The organism is Ruegeria sp. D7 (genome assembly GCF_056534355.1).
Map to the genome: position 1 here is coordinate 527,697 of NZ_JBQFPG010000001.1, position 17,005 is coordinate 544,701.

General features: G+C 56.6%; 15 protein-coding genes. 11 read left to right on the forward strand and 4 right to left on the reverse strand.

Annotation, left to right across the window (positions count from 1 at the left end):
* Positions 1 to 69 precede the first annotated feature (69 nt).
* Positions 70 to 483, reverse strand: a complete 414-nt coding sequence (locus ACRZ9U_RS02650) for a Fur family transcriptional regulator (protein ID WP_170396723.1) — start codon at positions 481 to 483, stop codon at positions 70 to 72.
* A 72-nt stretch (positions 484 to 555) separates the two neighbouring features.
* Positions 556 to 1,260, reverse strand: a complete 705-nt coding sequence (locus ACRZ9U_RS02655) for an endonuclease/exonuclease/phosphatase family protein (protein ID WP_170406281.1) — start codon at positions 1,258 to 1,260, stop codon at positions 556 to 558.
* Positions 1,261 to 1,412: 152 nt separating this feature from the next.
* Between ACRZ9U_RS02655 and ACRZ9U_RS02660 the strand changes: the two genes are divergently transcribed.
* Positions 1,413 to 1,808 (forward strand): hypothetical protein, encoded by a 396-nt coding sequence (locus ACRZ9U_RS02660; protein ID WP_170406469.1) that lies wholly within the window; start codon positions 1,413 to 1,415, stop codon positions 1,806 to 1,808.
* Between the two features lie 62 nt (positions 1,809 to 1,870).
* Here ACRZ9U_RS02660 and ACRZ9U_RS02665 read toward each other — a convergent pair whose 3' ends face one another.
* Complete coding sequence (locus ACRZ9U_RS02665; protein ID WP_170406284.1) at positions 1,871 to 3,289, reverse strand: protein adenylyltransferase SelO; 1,419 nt, start codon at positions 3,287 to 3,289, stop codon at positions 1,871 to 1,873.
* A gap of 86 nt (positions 3,290 to 3,375) precedes the next feature.
* On the opposite strand from ACRZ9U_RS02665, the gene ACRZ9U_RS02670 reads away from it, so the two are divergent.
* Both ACRZ9U_RS02670 and ACRZ9U_RS02675 read left to right on the forward strand, forming a co-directional pair.
* The gene (locus ACRZ9U_RS02670) at positions 3,376 to 3,795 is read left to right on the forward strand and encodes a cupin domain-containing protein (protein ID WP_170406287.1); all 420 of its coding nucleotides are present in this window, start codon (positions 3,376 to 3,378) and stop codon (positions 3,793 to 3,795) included.
* 4 nt (positions 3,796 to 3,799) lie between these two features.
* Positions 3,800 to 4,690 (forward strand): fatty acid desaturase, encoded by an 891-nt coding sequence (locus ACRZ9U_RS02675; RefSeq protein ID WP_170406290.1) that lies wholly within the window; start codon positions 3,800 to 3,802, stop codon positions 4,688 to 4,690.
* Between the two features lie 64 nt (positions 4,691 to 4,754).
* On the opposite strand, the gene ACRZ9U_RS02680 is transcribed toward ACRZ9U_RS02675, so the two are convergent.
* Entirely contained in the window at positions 4,755 to 5,834 is a 1,080-nt protein-coding gene (locus ACRZ9U_RS02680; protein WP_480571101.1) for an anhydro-N-acetylmuramic acid kinase, read from the reverse strand.
* Between the two features lie 650 nt (positions 5,835 to 6,484).
* On the opposite strand from ACRZ9U_RS02680, the gene ACRZ9U_RS02685 reads away from it, so the two are divergent.
* The 8 genes from ACRZ9U_RS02685 to ACRZ9U_RS02720 all read left to right on the forward strand — a co-directional run bounded on the left by ACRZ9U_RS02685 (position 6,485) and on the right by ACRZ9U_RS02720 (position 17,001).
* The gene (locus ACRZ9U_RS02685; protein ID WP_170406297.1) at positions 6,485 to 7,564 is read left to right on the forward strand and encodes a Hint domain-containing protein; all 1,080 of its coding nucleotides are present in this window, start codon (positions 6,485 to 6,487) and stop codon (positions 7,562 to 7,564) included.
* A 298-nt stretch (positions 7,565 to 7,862) separates the two neighbouring features.
* Positions 7,863 to 9,113: a tyrosine--tRNA ligase gene (gene tyrS / locus ACRZ9U_RS02690; protein WP_170406300.1), complete on the forward strand. Its 1,251-nt coding sequence runs from the start codon at positions 7,863 to 7,865 to the stop codon at positions 9,111 to 9,113.
* A gap of 462 nt (positions 9,114 to 9,575) precedes the next feature.
* Positions 9,576 to 11,498, forward strand: a complete 1,923-nt coding sequence (locus ACRZ9U_RS02695) for a DUF3604 domain-containing protein (protein WP_170406303.1) — start codon at positions 9,576 to 9,578, stop codon at positions 11,496 to 11,498.
* Between the two features lie 158 nt (positions 11,499 to 11,656).
* Positions 11,657 to 12,487: a peptidyl-prolyl cis-trans isomerase gene (locus ACRZ9U_RS02700; protein ID WP_170406305.1), complete on the forward strand. Its 831-nt coding sequence runs from the start codon at positions 11,657 to 11,659 to the stop codon at positions 12,485 to 12,487.
* Between the two features lie 155 nt (positions 12,488 to 12,642).
* Entirely contained in the window at positions 12,643 to 13,473 is an 831-nt protein-coding gene (locus ACRZ9U_RS02705; RefSeq protein WP_480886936.1) for a HupE/UreJ family protein, read from the forward strand.
* 495 nt (positions 13,474 to 13,968) lie between these two features.
* Positions 13,969 to 15,519 carry a trimethylamine methyltransferase family protein gene (locus ACRZ9U_RS02710; RefSeq protein WP_170406312.1) on the forward strand — a complete coding sequence of 517 codons (1,551 nt, stop codon included), beginning with the start codon at positions 13,969 to 13,971 and terminating at the stop codon, positions 15,517 to 15,519.
* A gap of 19 nt (positions 15,520 to 15,538) precedes the next feature.
* Positions 15,539 to 16,270, forward strand: coding sequence for an SDR family oxidoreductase (locus tag ACRZ9U_RS02715; protein ID WP_170406315.1), 732 nt, complete (start codon positions 15,539 to 15,541; stop codon positions 16,268 to 16,270).
* A complete protein-coding gene (locus ACRZ9U_RS02720) occupies positions 16,267 to 17,001 on the forward strand; it encodes an SDR family oxidoreductase (protein ID WP_170406318.1) in 735 nt (244 codons plus the stop codon). The genes ACRZ9U_RS02715 and ACRZ9U_RS02720 overlap by 4 nt, the downstream gene beginning before the upstream one ends.
* Positions 17,002 to 17,005 lie beyond the last annotated feature (4 nt).

The window sequence follows — 17,005 nt, forward strand, 5'->3', positions numbered from 1 at the left end:
ACGTCGCAAGCAGTATAACGACATGTTCGATGAAATCGCGTTCACCGACCGATCGATTTTCGTGATGTGTTAGTCTTTTTCCAACGGTACGCCGTACAATTCAAGGCGATGGCCTTTCAGCCTGTAGCCAAGCTTGGCCGCAATCTTTTCTTGCAGCGCTTCTATCTCAGGGTCGACAAACTCGATCACCTCGCCTGACTGCATGTCGATCAGGTGGTCGTGGTGATCGCGCTCCGCATCTTCGTACCGCGCGCGCCCGTCACCGAACTCCAGCCGCTCAAGTATCCCGGCCTCTTCGAACAACTTCACGGTACGATAGACTGTCGCGATCGAAATTCCCGCATCTTCGGCTGAAGCACGGGCATAAAGCTCTTCTACATCCGGGTGATCTTCGCTTTGCTGCAAGACCTGTGCAATGGTCCGCCGCTGGCCGGTCATGCGCAGGCCCTTGGCTTCGCAACGTGCGATAATCGTGTCGGACATGGTGACCCCCGGGACTGTTCGGTGTTCTGTCTTAATATGTCTACGCGCCCTGCGCCACAGACGATTTTGCGGTCAGGCGATGCGTCGCAGATCGGCCCAGACCGGCAAATGATCCGAGGCGATATGCGCGGGCCGCGCATCATGCACCCCGTGCAGTGCAGCCTCAAGCCCCTGACCCACCGCGATTCTGTCCAGTGCCCCCAACGGCTGCGCGGCAGGAAAACTAGGAACCGGTGGCAGAAACTGCATGTCCGGGGCCAAATGATCAAGAACCGGCTGGCGTGACCATTCGTTGAAATCCCCGGCCCAGACGGTGGGCATGTGTTCCAGATCAGAATCACATCGACGGATATGACTGATCTGTTGGCGTCGCGACGCCGGCAAAAGCCCAAGATGCATCCCCATCACCCGCAAAGGCCCGATCTGCGTATCAAACTCGACCCGCACGGCGCCGCGGGGCTCCAGACCCGGCAAATCATGATGACCTGCCTGACGCACCTGAATGGCGTCCCCACGCCAGATCACCGCGTTGCCATGCCAACCAAGACTACCGGCACCGCCCAGGTCCACGATCTGCCACCCGGCCTCATCCAACATGAAATGTGGCAAAGCGGCAGGACGGGGCGGCAATCGTTTGTCCGCCTCCTGCAGAACAACGATATCGGCCTGCATGCTTTCGATGACCTGCAATATCCGCTGCGGCTGCCGCCGGAAATCGAGTCCCACGCATTTCTGAATGTTGTAACTGGCAAGGCGCAGGGTTGAGCGGTAGGTCATCGGCACACTTAAACTGATTTAACCCAAGATCGCCAACTGGTCGGACAAGTGCAAGCCGAACCCAGCGCTGAATGGCAACGCGCCGCCTGCTCCGCTAACATTTGTGCAAAACGGCCTTGAGCCCGCGCAGCCTCTCGGCCACCTTCACGATCATGTTCATAAGGTTTGTCCACCCGATCAAGATAGAAGATATGGACGCGCGTCAGGGGTTCTTCTGCGCTGCCTACGACCTGCGCGACACCACCGCTCTGGATAAATACACAATCGATCGAATTGAGGCGCTACTGGCTTGGTTCCGGGAAAACCTTGAAATCCCCTATCGTTTCAACAGGACAAAATCTAAAAGCGCCTTTCAGCGCAACACCAAAGGCCTCAGCTGGTTCAAACCCGAAGCCAATGAGGTTTTGGGCAAGTCGTATGAGATGGTCGCACTGCTCAAAGAAAACGGATATCAGATCGATACTCTGCGATCAGACCGGATCGGCTACATTGTCTATGAAGATGCGTGTCAGGTGATCGCCGAGCCCTTTGCAGACACGCCCCGATAGCCTCGAAACCTGAAACTTCAAAAGTTTCAGGCTCGGTTTCTTCATAAGAAACCGTCTCTTTGTTACGTACCGCAGAATGTCGCGTGTACGACCTCGTTCTTCGCCGGAGGGCGCATCAGGTCAGCTGAATCTGGTTGATCCTCATACGGCCGTGACAGCACTTCATTCAGCCGATTGAACGGTGCGTAATCGCCTTGCACCGCAGCCTGAATCATCTGCTCCACCCGATGATTGCGTGGAATGAAGGCCGGATTGGCCGCATCCATCACGTCCAAAGGCGCATCCTCACGCGCCAAGCGTTCCTGCCACCCCTTTGCCCATTCGTCAAAAGCCGCCGGGTCGGCAAACTGGTCTCGCGCGCGGTCGCTGCCCAGCGCGCGGAACGTGTTTGTGAAGTCCGCCTGATTCTGCGCCATCCGCGTCAAAAGATCCGAGATCATTTCAAGATCCCCCTCCTCTGCCCGAACCAATCCGATCTTGGCCCTGAAACGTTCCAGCCAATGTGCCTGCATCAACGCAGGCATGGCATGGACAATTTCGGTGGCCTCTTCGACAGCTGCATCCTTGTCCTCAAACTGCTGAATTAGGGCAGTTGCCAGCTGCGCCAGATTCCAAACCGCAATCTCAGGCTGGTTCGAGTAGGCATACCGCCCCATCCGGTCGATCGAGCTATAGACTGTATTCGGGTGATAGCTGTCCATGAACGCACATGGGCCATAGTCGATCGTCTCACCGGCGATCGAGCTGTTGTCAGTATTCATGACCCCGTGAATGAAACCCACGCTCATCCATCGGGCGATCAACCCGGCCTGCGCATCCCGAACCGCGCGCAACAAACCCATGGCCCCGTCCGCCTCAGGATAGTGGCGCTGAATGGCATATTCAGTTAGCCGTTGCAGGCTCTCTAACTGCCCTCGCGCTGCAAACACCTGAAACGTGCCTACCCGCAAATGGCTCTGCGCCACACGTGTCAGTACCGCCCCGGGCATCGGACCCTCGCGCAGCACGATCTCTCCGGTTTCAACCGTTGCCAAGGCGCGCGTGGTGGGAATGCCCAGCGCATGCATCGCCTCGGAAACCACATATTCGCGCAAAACCGGCCCCAGCCAGGCACGTCCATCTCCCTGGCGCGAGAAAGGTGTCTGCCCTGAGCCCTTCAATTGAATATCCCGCCGAATCCCGTCGGTTCCGACCGTCTCACCTAACAAAACCGCGCGCCCATCTCCTAGTTGAGGGTTATAGGTGCCAAACTGATGCCCGGAATATAACTGCGCCAGCGGCTCGGCCCCTTCGGGCACAGTATTGCCCGCAAAAGCCTGCGCCATCTCTTCTACGTCGCCCGGCGCAATCCGCAACAGTCGCGCCAGATCACTGTTGAAGGCAACAAGCTTCGGTGCACGCACAGGCACAGGCCCCTGCCGCGCAAAGAAGGTGTCCGGCAGGCGAACATAGCTGTTGTCAAACGGGATCGTCAAAGTCATGCGGCAAACATATGCTCTGCATACACAATTGCCATAGCAGATCGTGCGCGTGCGTGCATAATCCCACAAACAGACCCGAGGCTTCCATGACCGCGCAAGACATCATCCAACACCTGAACCTGCAGCAGCACCCCGAAGGCGGCTGGTTCAAAGAGACCTGGCGCGCCGACAATCCCGGACGTGCCACCGGCACTTGCATCTACTTCCTACTGGCAGAGGGTGAGCGCAGCCACTGGCACAAGGTAGATGCGACCGAGATCTGGCTCTACCATTCCGGCGCTCCGCTGATCCTCTCGCTCAGCGCCTCCGATACAGGCCCTGCCAAAGACCACACCCTCACACCTGATCTGACCCAAGGCGCACCGCAGCTTATTGTACCTAAGGGCCATTGGCAGGCGGCGCGCAGCAGTGGAGACTACACGCTGGTCAGTTGCACTGTTTCACCGGGATTTGAATTTGAAGGGTTTGAACTCGCGCCACCCGGCTTTGATATTCCAGGAGTGTAATTCCATGGACCACCGCGCCCTGATCGCCGCGATCCCGCCCGAGACCAAGGACAGGCTGCAACAGCGGTCAGACATGGCAGGTCTCAGACATCTAGCGATCTATTTCGGCGCTTTGACAGCAACCAGCACCAGTATCATCCTACAGGTTCCCCTCTGGCCGCTACTGCTCCTGCCGCAAGGCCTATTGCTGGTTTTCCTCTTTACGCTCAGCCACGAGTGCACCCACAAGACGCCGTTCAAAACCCCTTGGATCAACGAAGCGGTTGGGCACCTTGTCTCAATTCCTATCTGCCTGCCGTTCACATGGTTTCGCTACTTTCACCTTGCCCATCACAAATGGACAAACCACCCAACCAAAGACCCGGAACTTGGCGGCAAACCCCGCCCCGAAAACCGGCGCAGCCTTGCGATCTATCTCAGCGGTTGGCCATATTGGACAGGTATGGCCCGTGTGTTGACCGACAACGCGCGCGGCAGGATTGGCGCCGCTTACCTGCCAACCCGCCAGCACCACGCCATACGAACCGAAGCCCGAATATTGTCCACACTATATGCCCTGGCCGCACTCAGCCTGTTCTTCAGCCCTTTGTTGTTCTGGCTCTGGCTTCTGCCCGCCCTTATCGGCCAGCCTTTCCTGCGCCTATACCTGCTCGCCGAACACGGCCTCTGCCCGCCGGTGGCAAACATGCTCGAAAACTCCCGTACCACCTTTACCAATCGAATGATCCGATTTCTGGCCTGGAACATGCCCTACCACGCGGAGCACCACGCCTTTCCAAACGTGCCTTTCCACCACCTTCCAGCCTTCCACCGCTGGACCCAAGCACACCTGCAATCCACCTCGGACGGCTACACCGAATTCACCCTGGATTACGCCCGCGCCCTAAATCGCTAGATCCGCCTCTTCATCTGGCCAAAAATACCTCGGGGGAGTCGCGCAGCGACGGGGGCAGAGCCCCCTACCCGCTCACCACGACACCCCTCGCCGGAGACGACACGACACCGCCCCCGACCAGCGCACTTACCCCGGTGGTACCCGGGCAAGAGGTCGGCAATCCCCGCGCCACACGCACGGCAAGGTAGGCAAAGGCCTGCGCTTCCAGCATGTCTCCGTCCAGCCCAACCGCCTCAACCGGCTCGACCGGGCAATCCAGCGACACGCGCAGCATTTCCATCAGCACTGGGTTGTGACGTCCGCCACCGGTAACCAGCATGCGCACAGGCGGCTTGGGACAATGCTCCATCCCCTGCAGCACACCCGCAGCGCTCATCCCGGTCAACGTGGCCACCGCATCCGCATCGCTCAGCTCGGTCACAAGACCAATCATTTCCGAGAAATCATTCCGGTCCAGCGATTTGGGCGGCATTCGGTTGAAATAGGGCTCGGCCAGAAACAGCTCCAGTGCGCCGGTCTCGACCGTACCCTCTCGGGCCAGCGCGCCGTCCCGATCCATCGGCAACCCCAACCGCGCCTGCATCAGATCGTCAACCGGCGCGTTGGCAGGTCCGGTGTCGAAAGCCAGCAACGCCCCTGGCGCTTCAGGCCCGTCAAAAGACGGGTCAACATAGGTCAGGTTCCCAACACCGCCCAGATTGAGGAAACACAGCGGCTCTTCCGCCCCGATCCATTTGGCGCAGGCGAAATGAAAGAACGGGGCCAGAGGCGCACCCTCTCCGCCCAGCGCCACATCATCGCTGCGAAAATCCCAGACCACCGGCAGCCCCAAAGCCTGCGACAGACCCAGCCCGTCACCCACCTGCAACGTGCCACGCCCACGCGGCTCATGTGCCAATGTCTGACCGTGGAAGCCGATCAGGTCGACCTCTTCGAACTCTGAAAGAACCTCGGCATGTGCCCGGGTCACCAATTCAGCCGAAACATCAACCTTTGGTCCATGCCAAAGCCCCAGCGCCGCGCGCAGTGTGGCACGCTCTTCTTCGGAATAAGCGCGATACCCGCTGGGACCAAAGCCGAATATCTGCTGCCCATCGGTTTCAACGACCGCAGCGTCCACACCGTCCAGCGATGTGCCCGACATGGCCCCCAACGCTCTGATCGCCCCCGATTTGCTGATGACCCTGCCCACGCCGACCTCGTATTGCGTCTCTCCACCCGTTTCGCCGGGTTCTGAGCACAACCTGCACGGTAATGCAAAGCCAAGGCAAGACACATCATGCGCGAGCTTCATTTTTCTTGGAAAAGGTGCCTTTTCCTTGCCTCTGCCCCCGCCTGTACCGTGCGCCGCTACAGAATTCCGAAAGGTACGAGACCGCGAATGAAGGCGACAAGGCGTTCCCAAACGCAGCGCAGTTCCGAGTGCTCATGAAAGAGCTGTACAAAGTCCATTACCACATGTTCGCAGATCGCTACAGCAGGTGCCAAGCTCTCCCAAGAATGCCCGTCGCCGGTTTCAGTGTTCCACTTGATCTGAAGCACCTACGATCATTCCATATAGCTCAGCTTCGTCAGATTTTCATTGAAACAAAGCGACTGAATAATGGCAGGTATTTTGGGATGTTGAGTGCAATAAAAGCGCAGGCTCAAAACCCCGGATATTCGCAAATGTTGCGCCAATGCGTATAGATGAGATATTAATATGCAGCAAAGCACAGACAACAAATTGAGGACGGGTGAGTAGGTTCATACCGCTTAGTAAAAAGCGGCAGTGAATTGGCCTGAACAGGGTTTATGCCAAACATATACGGTGCATTTCGGACGGACACGACTCTGACCACGAACCAGGCCCAATTCGGCGGCGTTGGAACGACATTTGAGATCTCCGCATATAATACGATCGAAATTACCGATGGCGTTGACCCCGGCACCATCGAAGGAGACGGTGTAACCAACGAATTCCCCGACGACCCCACGCAAACCTATCTGGGGAATGCAATTGCCTGGGACTACAACTACATAGTCACGGATGGCACCAATACCTATACGATTGGCGTTTTCGATTATGATTCCAGCGGCAACGGCGCGTTTGGCGGCGGAGCCGAGCAAGGGTTTTTCATCGGCTTTTTGGGGGATGTCCCCCCGCTCAACACAACACTAACGATCACGGCGCTGGGTGACGGTGCCTTCGCCAGTCCAGTCGTTAATCTGCCCGTTGACGACTTTGTTCCCTGTTTCACCAGTGGCACGAATATTCGGGTAAGGGGTGGTCATAAGGCGGTCGAGGATCTGAAAGCCAGCGATGACGTCGAAGTGTTTGATCCCACAGGTGATGGGCCCGGATTTGCCACCCTGCTGCGGGTGTTTCGCCGTACGATATCTGCCCCGGAACTGGCTGCAAACCCCAAACTGCGCCCGGTTCGTATCAGCGCCGGAGCGTTAGGTCTGGGCTTGCCTCAGCGTGATCTTGTGGTGTCCCGGCAGCACCGGATGCTGGTGTCTTCAAAGATTGTCGAGCGTATGTTCAGGACTTCCGAAGTTCTGGTACCCGCCGTCAATCTGACTTCGCTGCCCGGTATTTTCATCGACCAGGATGCCCAGAGCGTCGAGTATTTTCACCTTCTTTTTGGACAGCACGAGGTAGTCTATGCCGAAGGCGCACCATCGGAAAGCCTGTTTACCGGACCGGAAGTGCTCAAGGCCATCAGTCCAGAAGCACGAACAGAAATCCTGAGCATATTCCCCGAGATAGCAGAACTGGAATTTGCCCCCAAGCCCGCCTGCCCGATCCCATCCGGGAAGCTGCAAAAGCAACTGATTGAACGCCACATCAAGAATGAAAAGCCGCTTCTGTCCAGACACACTGCACGCTAGAACCAGAGGTTATCCGGCAGGACTTGGTACGCTTCAAAAACTGACGCGAAATTCTGTGTTTCGCTATGCGTTATTTCTTCGCGTTTCCCTCATAAAGCTTATCCGCAAGATTTTTTTTGTGCGGACTGCACTTGCTCGCCAATGACTGGACATTCCGCGAGACTTAGGGAATTAGAAAGCCAGTCGCATGAATGTACCTTCCGTCGTGCGACCAAGCGGGTCTGGTTTTGAAACTACTGACCTATGACTTACACCAGCCCTTGCAGAGAGGGCCAGAACACAAGGCCTGTTGAGCGTCATGACCTACCACCCCAAATCGGATTTCATCGCCACGATGATCGAGCGCGGCTTTCTCGCCGACTGCACCGATTATCAGGGCCTTGACGACGCTCTGATTTCTGGGGTGCAGACTGCTTATATCGGCTATGACGCCACGGCGCAGTCTTTACACGTGGGTCACCTGATGAACATCATGGTGCTGCGCTGGCTGCAAAAGACTGGGCACAAACCGATCACCCTGATGGGCGGTGGCACCACCAAGGTGGGCGATCCCTCGTTCCGTTCAGACGAACGTCCGCTACTGGGCCCTGAACAGATCGACGCCAATATCGCAGGCATGAAACAGGTGTTCTCGAAATACCTGTCTTACGATGACAGCGAGACCGGCGCGTTGATGCTGAACAATGCCGAATGGCTGGATAGCCTGAACTACCTCGATTTCCTGCGCGATATTGGGCGGCATTTCTCGGTCAACCGGATGCTCAGCTTTGAATCGGTGAAATCGCGGTTGGATCGTGAACAGTCGCTGAGTTTCCTCGAATTCAATTACATGATCCTGCAGGCCTATGACTTCCTCGAACTGAACCGCCGGTATAACTGCGTTCTGCAGATGGGCGGCTCGGACCAGTGGGGCAACATCATCAACGGCATCGACCTAACCCGCCGGGTGCTGGATCACGAGATCTATGGCCTCACCACCCCCCTGTTGACCACCAGCGATGGCCGCAAGATGGGCAAATCACAGGGCGGTGCGGTTTGGTTGAACGGCGACATGCTGAGCGCCTATGAGTTCTGGCAGTTCTGGCGCAACACCACCGACGCCGATGTGGGCCGGTTCCTGAAAATCTTCACCGAGCTTCCGGTGGACGAATGCGACCGCATGGCCGCGCTGCAAGGGTCCGAAATCAACGAGGCCAAAATCCGCCTCGCCAACGAAGTCACAACTCTGCTGCACGGTGCAGAAGCCGCTGCAACCGCCGAGGCGACCGCGCGCGAGGTGTTCGAAAAGGGCGGCGTTGGCGGAGACCTCCCGACCCTGACCCTCAGCGCATCAGAGCTGGGTGACGGCATGTCCATCGTCCAGCTGATCGTCAAATCCGGCCTCGCCAAATCCGGCAAAGAGGCCAAGCGCCTGATCGCCGAAAACGGCGCCAAACTGGACGATGCCCCGCTGACAGATGCGGGCTTGATGATCGACGCAGGCGCGTTGTCATCGCCGATCAAGCTGAGCGCGGGCAAGAAGCGTCACGCACTGGTTCAATTGGGTTGATACAATCGGACGGCCACCTGCGGGCACCAGCGATAAATGGCAGATGTTGCACGTCGAGTAACTCGAACTGCAACAACTTTGGCCTACATCCTGCGAGATTCCGCTTCGAGCCTATAATGATCCATGTCGCGATAGCCCGGGATGTCATCTCATCGCCGCAATGCCAACTTTGCAAAGTGTATACAGGCAGACGATGGGCATTCGCCAATCCAAACGGTGCTGAGTCGCAATTTCTCTAAAGCTTCCTTTCTCGATGTTGAGCACAACAATCTAGGAGATGGCTTATGGAGTTATCGTTAGACCAACTTCTTCAGACAAACTCCTAAGTGTACCATCGTGACAATGCCAAGAGCGGAATATCCCCACAAACGGAAAATTGATGTTATATAGAGAAATAGGAATATTAATTCTTGAGTTGTAGGTCATCGGCACCACCGCGCTATCTTGATTTAGGAGTTCCATATGCTTCGAGCTTTTGTTTGTTCTATCTCACTAGGGCTGGCATCATCGACTGTCCTTGCAGATGCTGTTCCAAGTGAAGAAGCCGCGGCAGGCTTGTTCTCAGATCAACCGTATTCCCCGTATGCCGAACGCACTTTCCCCGAGCGACCGCTGTGGGGAGACACGCATCTTCACACCGGGCTTTCGCTGGACGCAGGTGCTTTTGGGAACACTCTGTTGCCTGATGAAGCATGGCGTTTTGCAAAAGGTGAACAGGTTACTTCTTCAACGGGTCAACCAGTAAGACTGGCCCGGCCCCTGGACTGGATGGTTCTTACGGATCACACTGACCTAATGGGATTCGCCCCTGACCTTCAGGCTGGCAAGCCAGGCGTTCTTGCCGATCCGAAAGGTTTGGAATGGTACGAAGGTTACAAGGCAGGCGGCGAAGAGGCCGGCAAAGCGGCGTTCGATATCATTACCAATTTCTCGCAAATGACCCTGCCAGAAGTCCTTCTGGACTCCTACAGCCCGGGTGCTGACGCTTTTGCTTTTACATGGGAGCAAATCGTTCTGGCTGCGGAAGAACACAACGACCCCGGCAATTTCACGGCGTTCATAGGGTTCGAGTGGACTTCTGTACCCAAGGGCTTCAACCTGCACCGGAATGTTATGCTGCGCGATGGGCCCATCAGGGCGCTTCAGATGGTGCCGCCAGTCACGCAACCGCCATTTGGTGATACCGACCCAAGAACGCTGTATGCATGGCTAGATGACTATCAAGAAAAAACGGGTGGTCGCGCGGTAGCTTTCGCCCATAACGGCAACCTTTCGAACGGATGGATGTTCCCGACCGAAGACACCTATCACGGTGGCAAGGTCGACGAGGAATATGTGGCTGCCCGCGCAAAATGGGAGCCCCATTACGAAGTCACTCAGATCAAGGGCGACGGCGAAGCGCACCCCTATCTGAGCCCCGACGACGAATTCGCGGATTACGAAAACTGGGACGTTGGCAATCTCGACATAACCGAGCTGAAAACCGATGACATGCTGGCCGGCGAGTACGCCCGAGAAGCCTTGAAGCGCGGTTTGTTGTTGGAAGAGAAGTTCGGCGTGAACCCATATAAGTTTGGCATGGGTGGCGCGACGGACAGCCATACGTCTCTAGCAACTGCTGAGGAAGATAACTTCTTCGGAAAATCCGTCAGCGTTGAACCTTCGGCCACGAGAATAAAGCATCCTTTCATCGCCAACGATCTTGGCGAAATTCCTGGCGACCTCCTTGTAGCTTCTGGATACACGGCCGTTTGGGCGACCGACAATACTCGCGCTGCGATCTTCGATGCGTTCAAGCGGCGCGAAACCTACGCGAGCACTGGACCGCGGATTGGTCTACGGTTCTTTGGCGGATGGGATTTCCTCGACGCTGATGTTGAAACTCGCTTTCTTGCAGATGTGGGCTACACAAAAGGTGTTCCAATGGGTTCGGATTTGCGACCTCGCGAGGGTGAAGGTCCGCCCACATTCCTGATCGCTGCTCTGCGCGACCCGGTCGGGGCCAACCTGGATCGCGTACAGGTGATAAAGGGATGGCTCGATTCCGAAGGTGCTTTGCAGGAAAGCGTTTATGACGTGGCATGGTCGGACAACCGTGTTGCCGATCAAAACGGCAAGATCCCTGCGGTTGGGAATACCGTGGATCTGGAAACCGCCAGCTGGACCAATACAATTGGAACCGCCGAACTGGTAACCGTTTGGTCTGATCCTGATTTCGATCCAAATGCGCGGGCATTCTATTACGTACGTGCGCTCGAAATCCCAACCCCACGCTGGGTGTTGTACGACAAACTGAGGTTTGGTGCGGAGCTGCCAGAAGATGCGGTACTTACGCATCAGGAGCGCGCGTATTCCTCGCCGATTTGGTACACGCCGGCAGAGTGACCTTACTTCGTGCAGATTTGGGGACCCAGGTCGCAATCACTAACTCGGGACGCTCTTATGATAAGCGGCGCGCCTTGAGTTGCAATTCCTTGTGTTATTCAACTGCCTGATGCCAGCATAAAACATAATGCCGTATCGCGTTTCACGCAGGAGCCTTCATGCGAATAGTGAAAGAACCTCTGTTCCATTTCTTCTTGATCGGAGCTGCCATATTCATTTGGTTCCACATAATATCACCAGATAACGACGCCGCTGCAGATCCGGAGACGATAGCTATAAGCGAAAGTGATGCCGCGCTGTTAGCTTCACAGTTCGAAGCAAGGTGGAAACGCCAGCCTAGCGGTTCCGAGCTACAAGCGTTGGTCGACGCTTCAATTCGCGAAGAAGTTTTAGTTAGGGAAGCAAGAAAGCTTGGCTTGGAACGCGGAGATAGCGTGATCAGGTCGCGGCTGAGCCAAAAGATGGATTTTCTGACCGAAGCCATCGCCGCTTCAGTTATTCCAGAAGACGAAGATCTAGAGGCTTTTCTCCAACAAAACACGGACCGCTACGCGACACCCAATAAGGTCGCGTTCACTCAAGTTTTTCTTGGTGAAGGACCAAGTGAGACCGAGATTGAAGGGGCACTGGCCGCCTTGCGTGCGGAACAGGAGACTTCCGGCTTGGAAAGCGCGACACTACTGCCTGCATCAATGCCCCTAACCGCGACACGGGTAATCGACTCGGTCTTTGGAACCGGATTTTCCAATGGTCTCTCCAATCTCGAAAAAGGTCAGTGGATGGGGCCGGTCCAATCAGGTTACGGCATCCATCTGGTGAAAGTGCTTGCCATTGAACCAAGCCGGATACCTCGCTTGCAAGAGATCCACAGTGTGGTGCTTCGTGATTGGCGTCGCGCCATGAGCGAAGATTTGGCGCAGGCGCAATACGAGGCTCTTGCCGACAATTATGAGATCACAGCACCCGATCTCACAGGTCAGGTCAAATGAACTTCATCTTCGGCTTGATGTTTGCTCTGTTGTTCACGTGGCCCACGGGATACGCCAACGCGCATGCGCTTGATCCGGGATACTTGGAAATTCGACAAATCACTACGGACACTTGGAGTGTTCATTGGCGAAAACCAGATGTTTATGGTCAACCAATGGCGATTGATGCGGTGTTACCGGATGGCTGTACACCCTCACACGGCCCTGACCCAATCTCCGATGGGCGAGCGTGGGTTTCTTCCTGGGTTGTCGAATGCCGTGCTGAGATCGCGGGCCAATCCATCGAGGTCGACGGACTGGCGGCACAAAAGAACGACGTTTTGGTCCGTGTGCATCCTCTGCACTCCGAGCCTGCCACGCTTCGTTTCACCCCGGATGCTGCCATCCAAAACATACCTTTTGAACAGACAACATGGTCTGTTTTCATAGCCTATTTTCAGTTGGGTTATGAACACATACTAGAAGGCTGGGATCACCTGCTGTTTGTCTTTGCACTGTTTGTTTTGGTCCCTGATCCGTGGAGACTGGCGGGAGCAATCACGGCATTCACCTTGGCACATTCAATAACACTGGCACTGGCAACGCTGGGATTTCTGAATGTCCCCGGCCCGCCGGTCGAGGCCGTCATTGCGCTTTCTATCGTTTTTTTGGCAATGGAAATTGTTAAGGGCGGTGACGGGCGTTTTCGACTTTCAAAACAAAAGCCCTGGATCGTTTGTTTCGGATTTGGGCTTTTGCACGGCCTTGGTTTTGCAGGCGCTTTGTCCGAGATAGGACTTCCCTCCAACGATATTCCTGCAGCCTTGTTTGCCTTCAACCTAGGCGTCGAAGCTGGTCAGTTGAGCTTTGTCGGAGCTTTGGCGCTTCCTGTCGCGATCTGGCGATTGATGGCATGTCCAGTTAGCCAAAGGGCGACTGTGATTGCCGCTTATGGCATCGGGTCGGTATCGATGTACTGGCTCATAGAACGCATAAGTGGGTTCTAAAGCGCTAAACCTCGGTATCGTTGAGGTGGTAGATCGGCTCAGGGCACTAGTCAATTGCGAAGCGCGCAAATTGACCGGATGCAGGTGCAACCGCGTAGAATAGGCTGCGAACAAAAGCCCACTTCATCGCATGCCCAACGTTTGTTTACCTAAGCGGCCATAGTTGCTCCCTGTACAAACTGCGGATCGGGTATGTCCGCATTTGGTTGCGAGTGTTCATTGAAACCAAACAAGTGAAGGGTAGCTTTGTCCGCTGAGCAGACATTGAGCAATGTCATACACGAATGTCCTGACAAAGGCATTTTCGGAATCGTTTTTGTCTGATGGTACTGAAACCCAAATGGGCATAAGACTATCAATACTACTCTATGGGCTGACTTCGAGTGGTTATTTACACTTGTGATATTTCGGCGTCGCATTTCGCAACAGTCTTTCGCATTCCTGCATGTGGACCTCACCCTTTCCGTTCCACTCTGAACCGGAAGGAGGCACCATATGACCAGAACTGCCACAGCCACACGTACCGGAGGGCGCTCTGCCCGGCGCGCCATGCGCACCGCTCCAAACTTCGAGATGTTGCCGGGCCTGACCCGCGGCATTCCGTTATGCGAGGTTATGGACGGCGCACAGGTAGAACGCATTGATGCGGCCTCGATGGATATTCTGGAAAACGTAGGCGTTCAGTTCCGTGATCCCATCGCGCTGGAAGACTGGAAGAAGGCTGGTGCCAAGGTCGAAGGTGAGCTCGTCTATCTGGATCGCGGTCTGGTGCGTGAGCTGATCGCGACCATTCCGTCAGATTTCACCTACCACGCGCGCGATCCGAAAAAGAACGTGCGGCTGGGCGGTAAACACTCGATCTTCGTGCCGATGACCGGAGCGCCCTTCCTGCGCGATCTGGAAGATGTGCGCCGCAACCCGACGCTGGACGATCTGGCGATGTTCCACAAGCTCAGCCATATGTTGCCCGCGCTGCATTCCTCGGCCCATCACATCGTGGAGCCCTATGATCACCCGATCAGTCAGCGGCATCTGCGGATTACCTATTCGTCAATGAAGCACTCTGACAAAACCTTCATGGGCATGACCACCAGCCCCAAGAATGCCGAAGATGTCATGGAGATGTGTGCCATCCTGTTCGGCGAGGATTTCCTTGAAGATCACCCGGTCACCACTGGCAATTGCAACGGCAATTCGCCGCTGGTCTGGGATGAAACCATGTTGGGCGCGATGCGCGCCTTCTGTCGCCGGAAGCAGCCCGTGCTGTGCTCGCCCTTCGTTCTGGGCGGGGCCAATACGCCCGCCAGCGTCCCCGCCACGGTGGCGCAACTGAATGCCGAGGCGCTCAGCGCGCTGGCCTATACGCAGGTGATCCGCAAGGGCGCGCCCGCGATCTACGGGCACTACCTGTCGACCGTCTCGATGAAATCCGGCGCACCGATGGCAGGCACGCCCGAGATCAGTCTGATGAACTTCATGATCGGCCAGATGGCGCGGCACTACGAAGTGCCTTGGCGTACCTCAAACACTCTGGGCGGAGCCAAGACGTTCGACGCGCAGGCAGGCTATGAATCTGCCACCACCTTGCAGGCGGTCATCCATGCTGGTGCGAACTACATCTGGCACTCGGCAGGCTGGAACGAGGCCGGGATGCACTGCTCGACCGCCAAGTTCATCGTTGACGCGGAACAATGCGCCATGGCCTATCGCATGGCCGAGGGCCCGAAATGGGGCGATTTCGATCAGGCCGTTTCGGCAGTCGGTGATATCGGTCCGGGCGGGCATTACCTTGGGCATCCGCATACGCAGGACAATTTCCAGAGCGCATTTTTCATGCCGGATATGTTCGACAACAACTCGATCGAACAATGGCAGGCTGAGGGTTGTGTTGAAATCACCGAACGCGCGCTCAAACACGCCCGCAAGCTGTTGGCCGAGTATCAGGAACCAACGCTCGATATCGCCAAGAACGAAGAGCTGCTGGATTACATCGCCCGGCGCGAGCGTGAAATACCGGCTGCGGATGAGCTGAACCAGTCCTACTAAATCCCGGGGAGGTACACGAATGAGGTTCGCTGAAAAAACCGCACTCGTCACGGGGGCGTCGGGCGGGATCGGGGGCGCCATCGTCAGCCAGTTGCGGGCCGAAGGCGCGCGTGTAGCTGTTGCTGACCGCGATGTGGGCAGCCTTGAAGCCGAGGCGCATCTGCCCGGCGATCTGCGCGATCCCGACTATTGCGACGGGCTGGCCTTGGCCGCGCATCAGGCGCTGTATGGTCTTGATATCGTGATCAACAATGCAGGCGTGATCACCCGCGGCCCGGTGACTGAAACATCCGATGAGGATTGGGCCCTGTCCGTCGGAGTGAATGTCGAGGCCCCTTTCCGTATCTGCCGCGCTGCGATTCCAATCATGGCGGCGGCGGGTGGCGGTGCTATTGTGAACACTGCCTCGTGCTGGGGCCTTCGACCTGGCCCGGATCATGCGGTGTACTGCATGACCAAAGCGGCCATTGCCAGCCTCACCCAATGCATGGGGCACGATCACGCCCATCAGGGCATCCGCATCAACGCCGTCTGCCCGAACGAGGTGAACACACCGATGCTGCGTTCGGGCTTTGCCAAACGTGGGTTCGATCCTGATACGGCGATTGCCGAGCTTGGGAAGTCGGTGCCTTTAGGGCGTATCGCCGAACCCGAAGATATAGCCGAAGTGATCCTTTTTCTCGCCTCGGATTCGGCGCGCTACATGTGTGGTGCTCTGGTCGAAGTGAATGGGGGCAAGCCGGTGCAATGAAAAGATTCGCAGGAAAAACAGCGCTCGTGACCGGTGGCCGCAGTGGCATCGGACAAGCCATCGCCCGGCGGCTGCGCGAAGAAGGGGCTAATGTCTACACTGCGCAGCGCGGTAAAGATGATGAGTTCCCCTCTATCCCGGCGGATTTTGCAAACCCGGAAAGCCCGGTGCAGATCATCAAGCAGGTTGTGGACAGCGCGGGCCAGCTGGACGTACTGATCAACAACGCAGGCATGATGCAGGAGGCCTCTGTCAACGACATGCCGCTTGAAGATTGGCAACGCAACCTCATGGTCAACCTGACCGCCCCGTTCCTGCTGATCCAGGCTGCACTGCCACATCTGCGCAAAACCAAGGGCAGCATCGTCAATATCGGCTCGGTCGAGGGGTTGGGCAGCAACCCCGGCCACGCCGCCTACTGCGCCTCTAAGGCCGGGCTGCATGGGCTGACCCGCGCGGTTGCCGTGGATCACGGAGCAGAAGGCATTCGCTGCAATGCGGTGGCACCGGGCTGGATCGACACAGACCTCAACATCGATTTCATCGAGAGCATGAACGACCCCGGCGCATTCCGCCGGGATATCGCCCGCATTCATCCCGTTGGCCGCACCGGCGACCCGAAAGAAGTCGCCGCACTGGTCGCTTTCTTGGCAGCCGAGGAAGCGGGTTTTGTCACCGGTCAAATTTACACGATCGATGGCGGACGGATGGCAAAGCTCAGCCTGCCCTGACCAG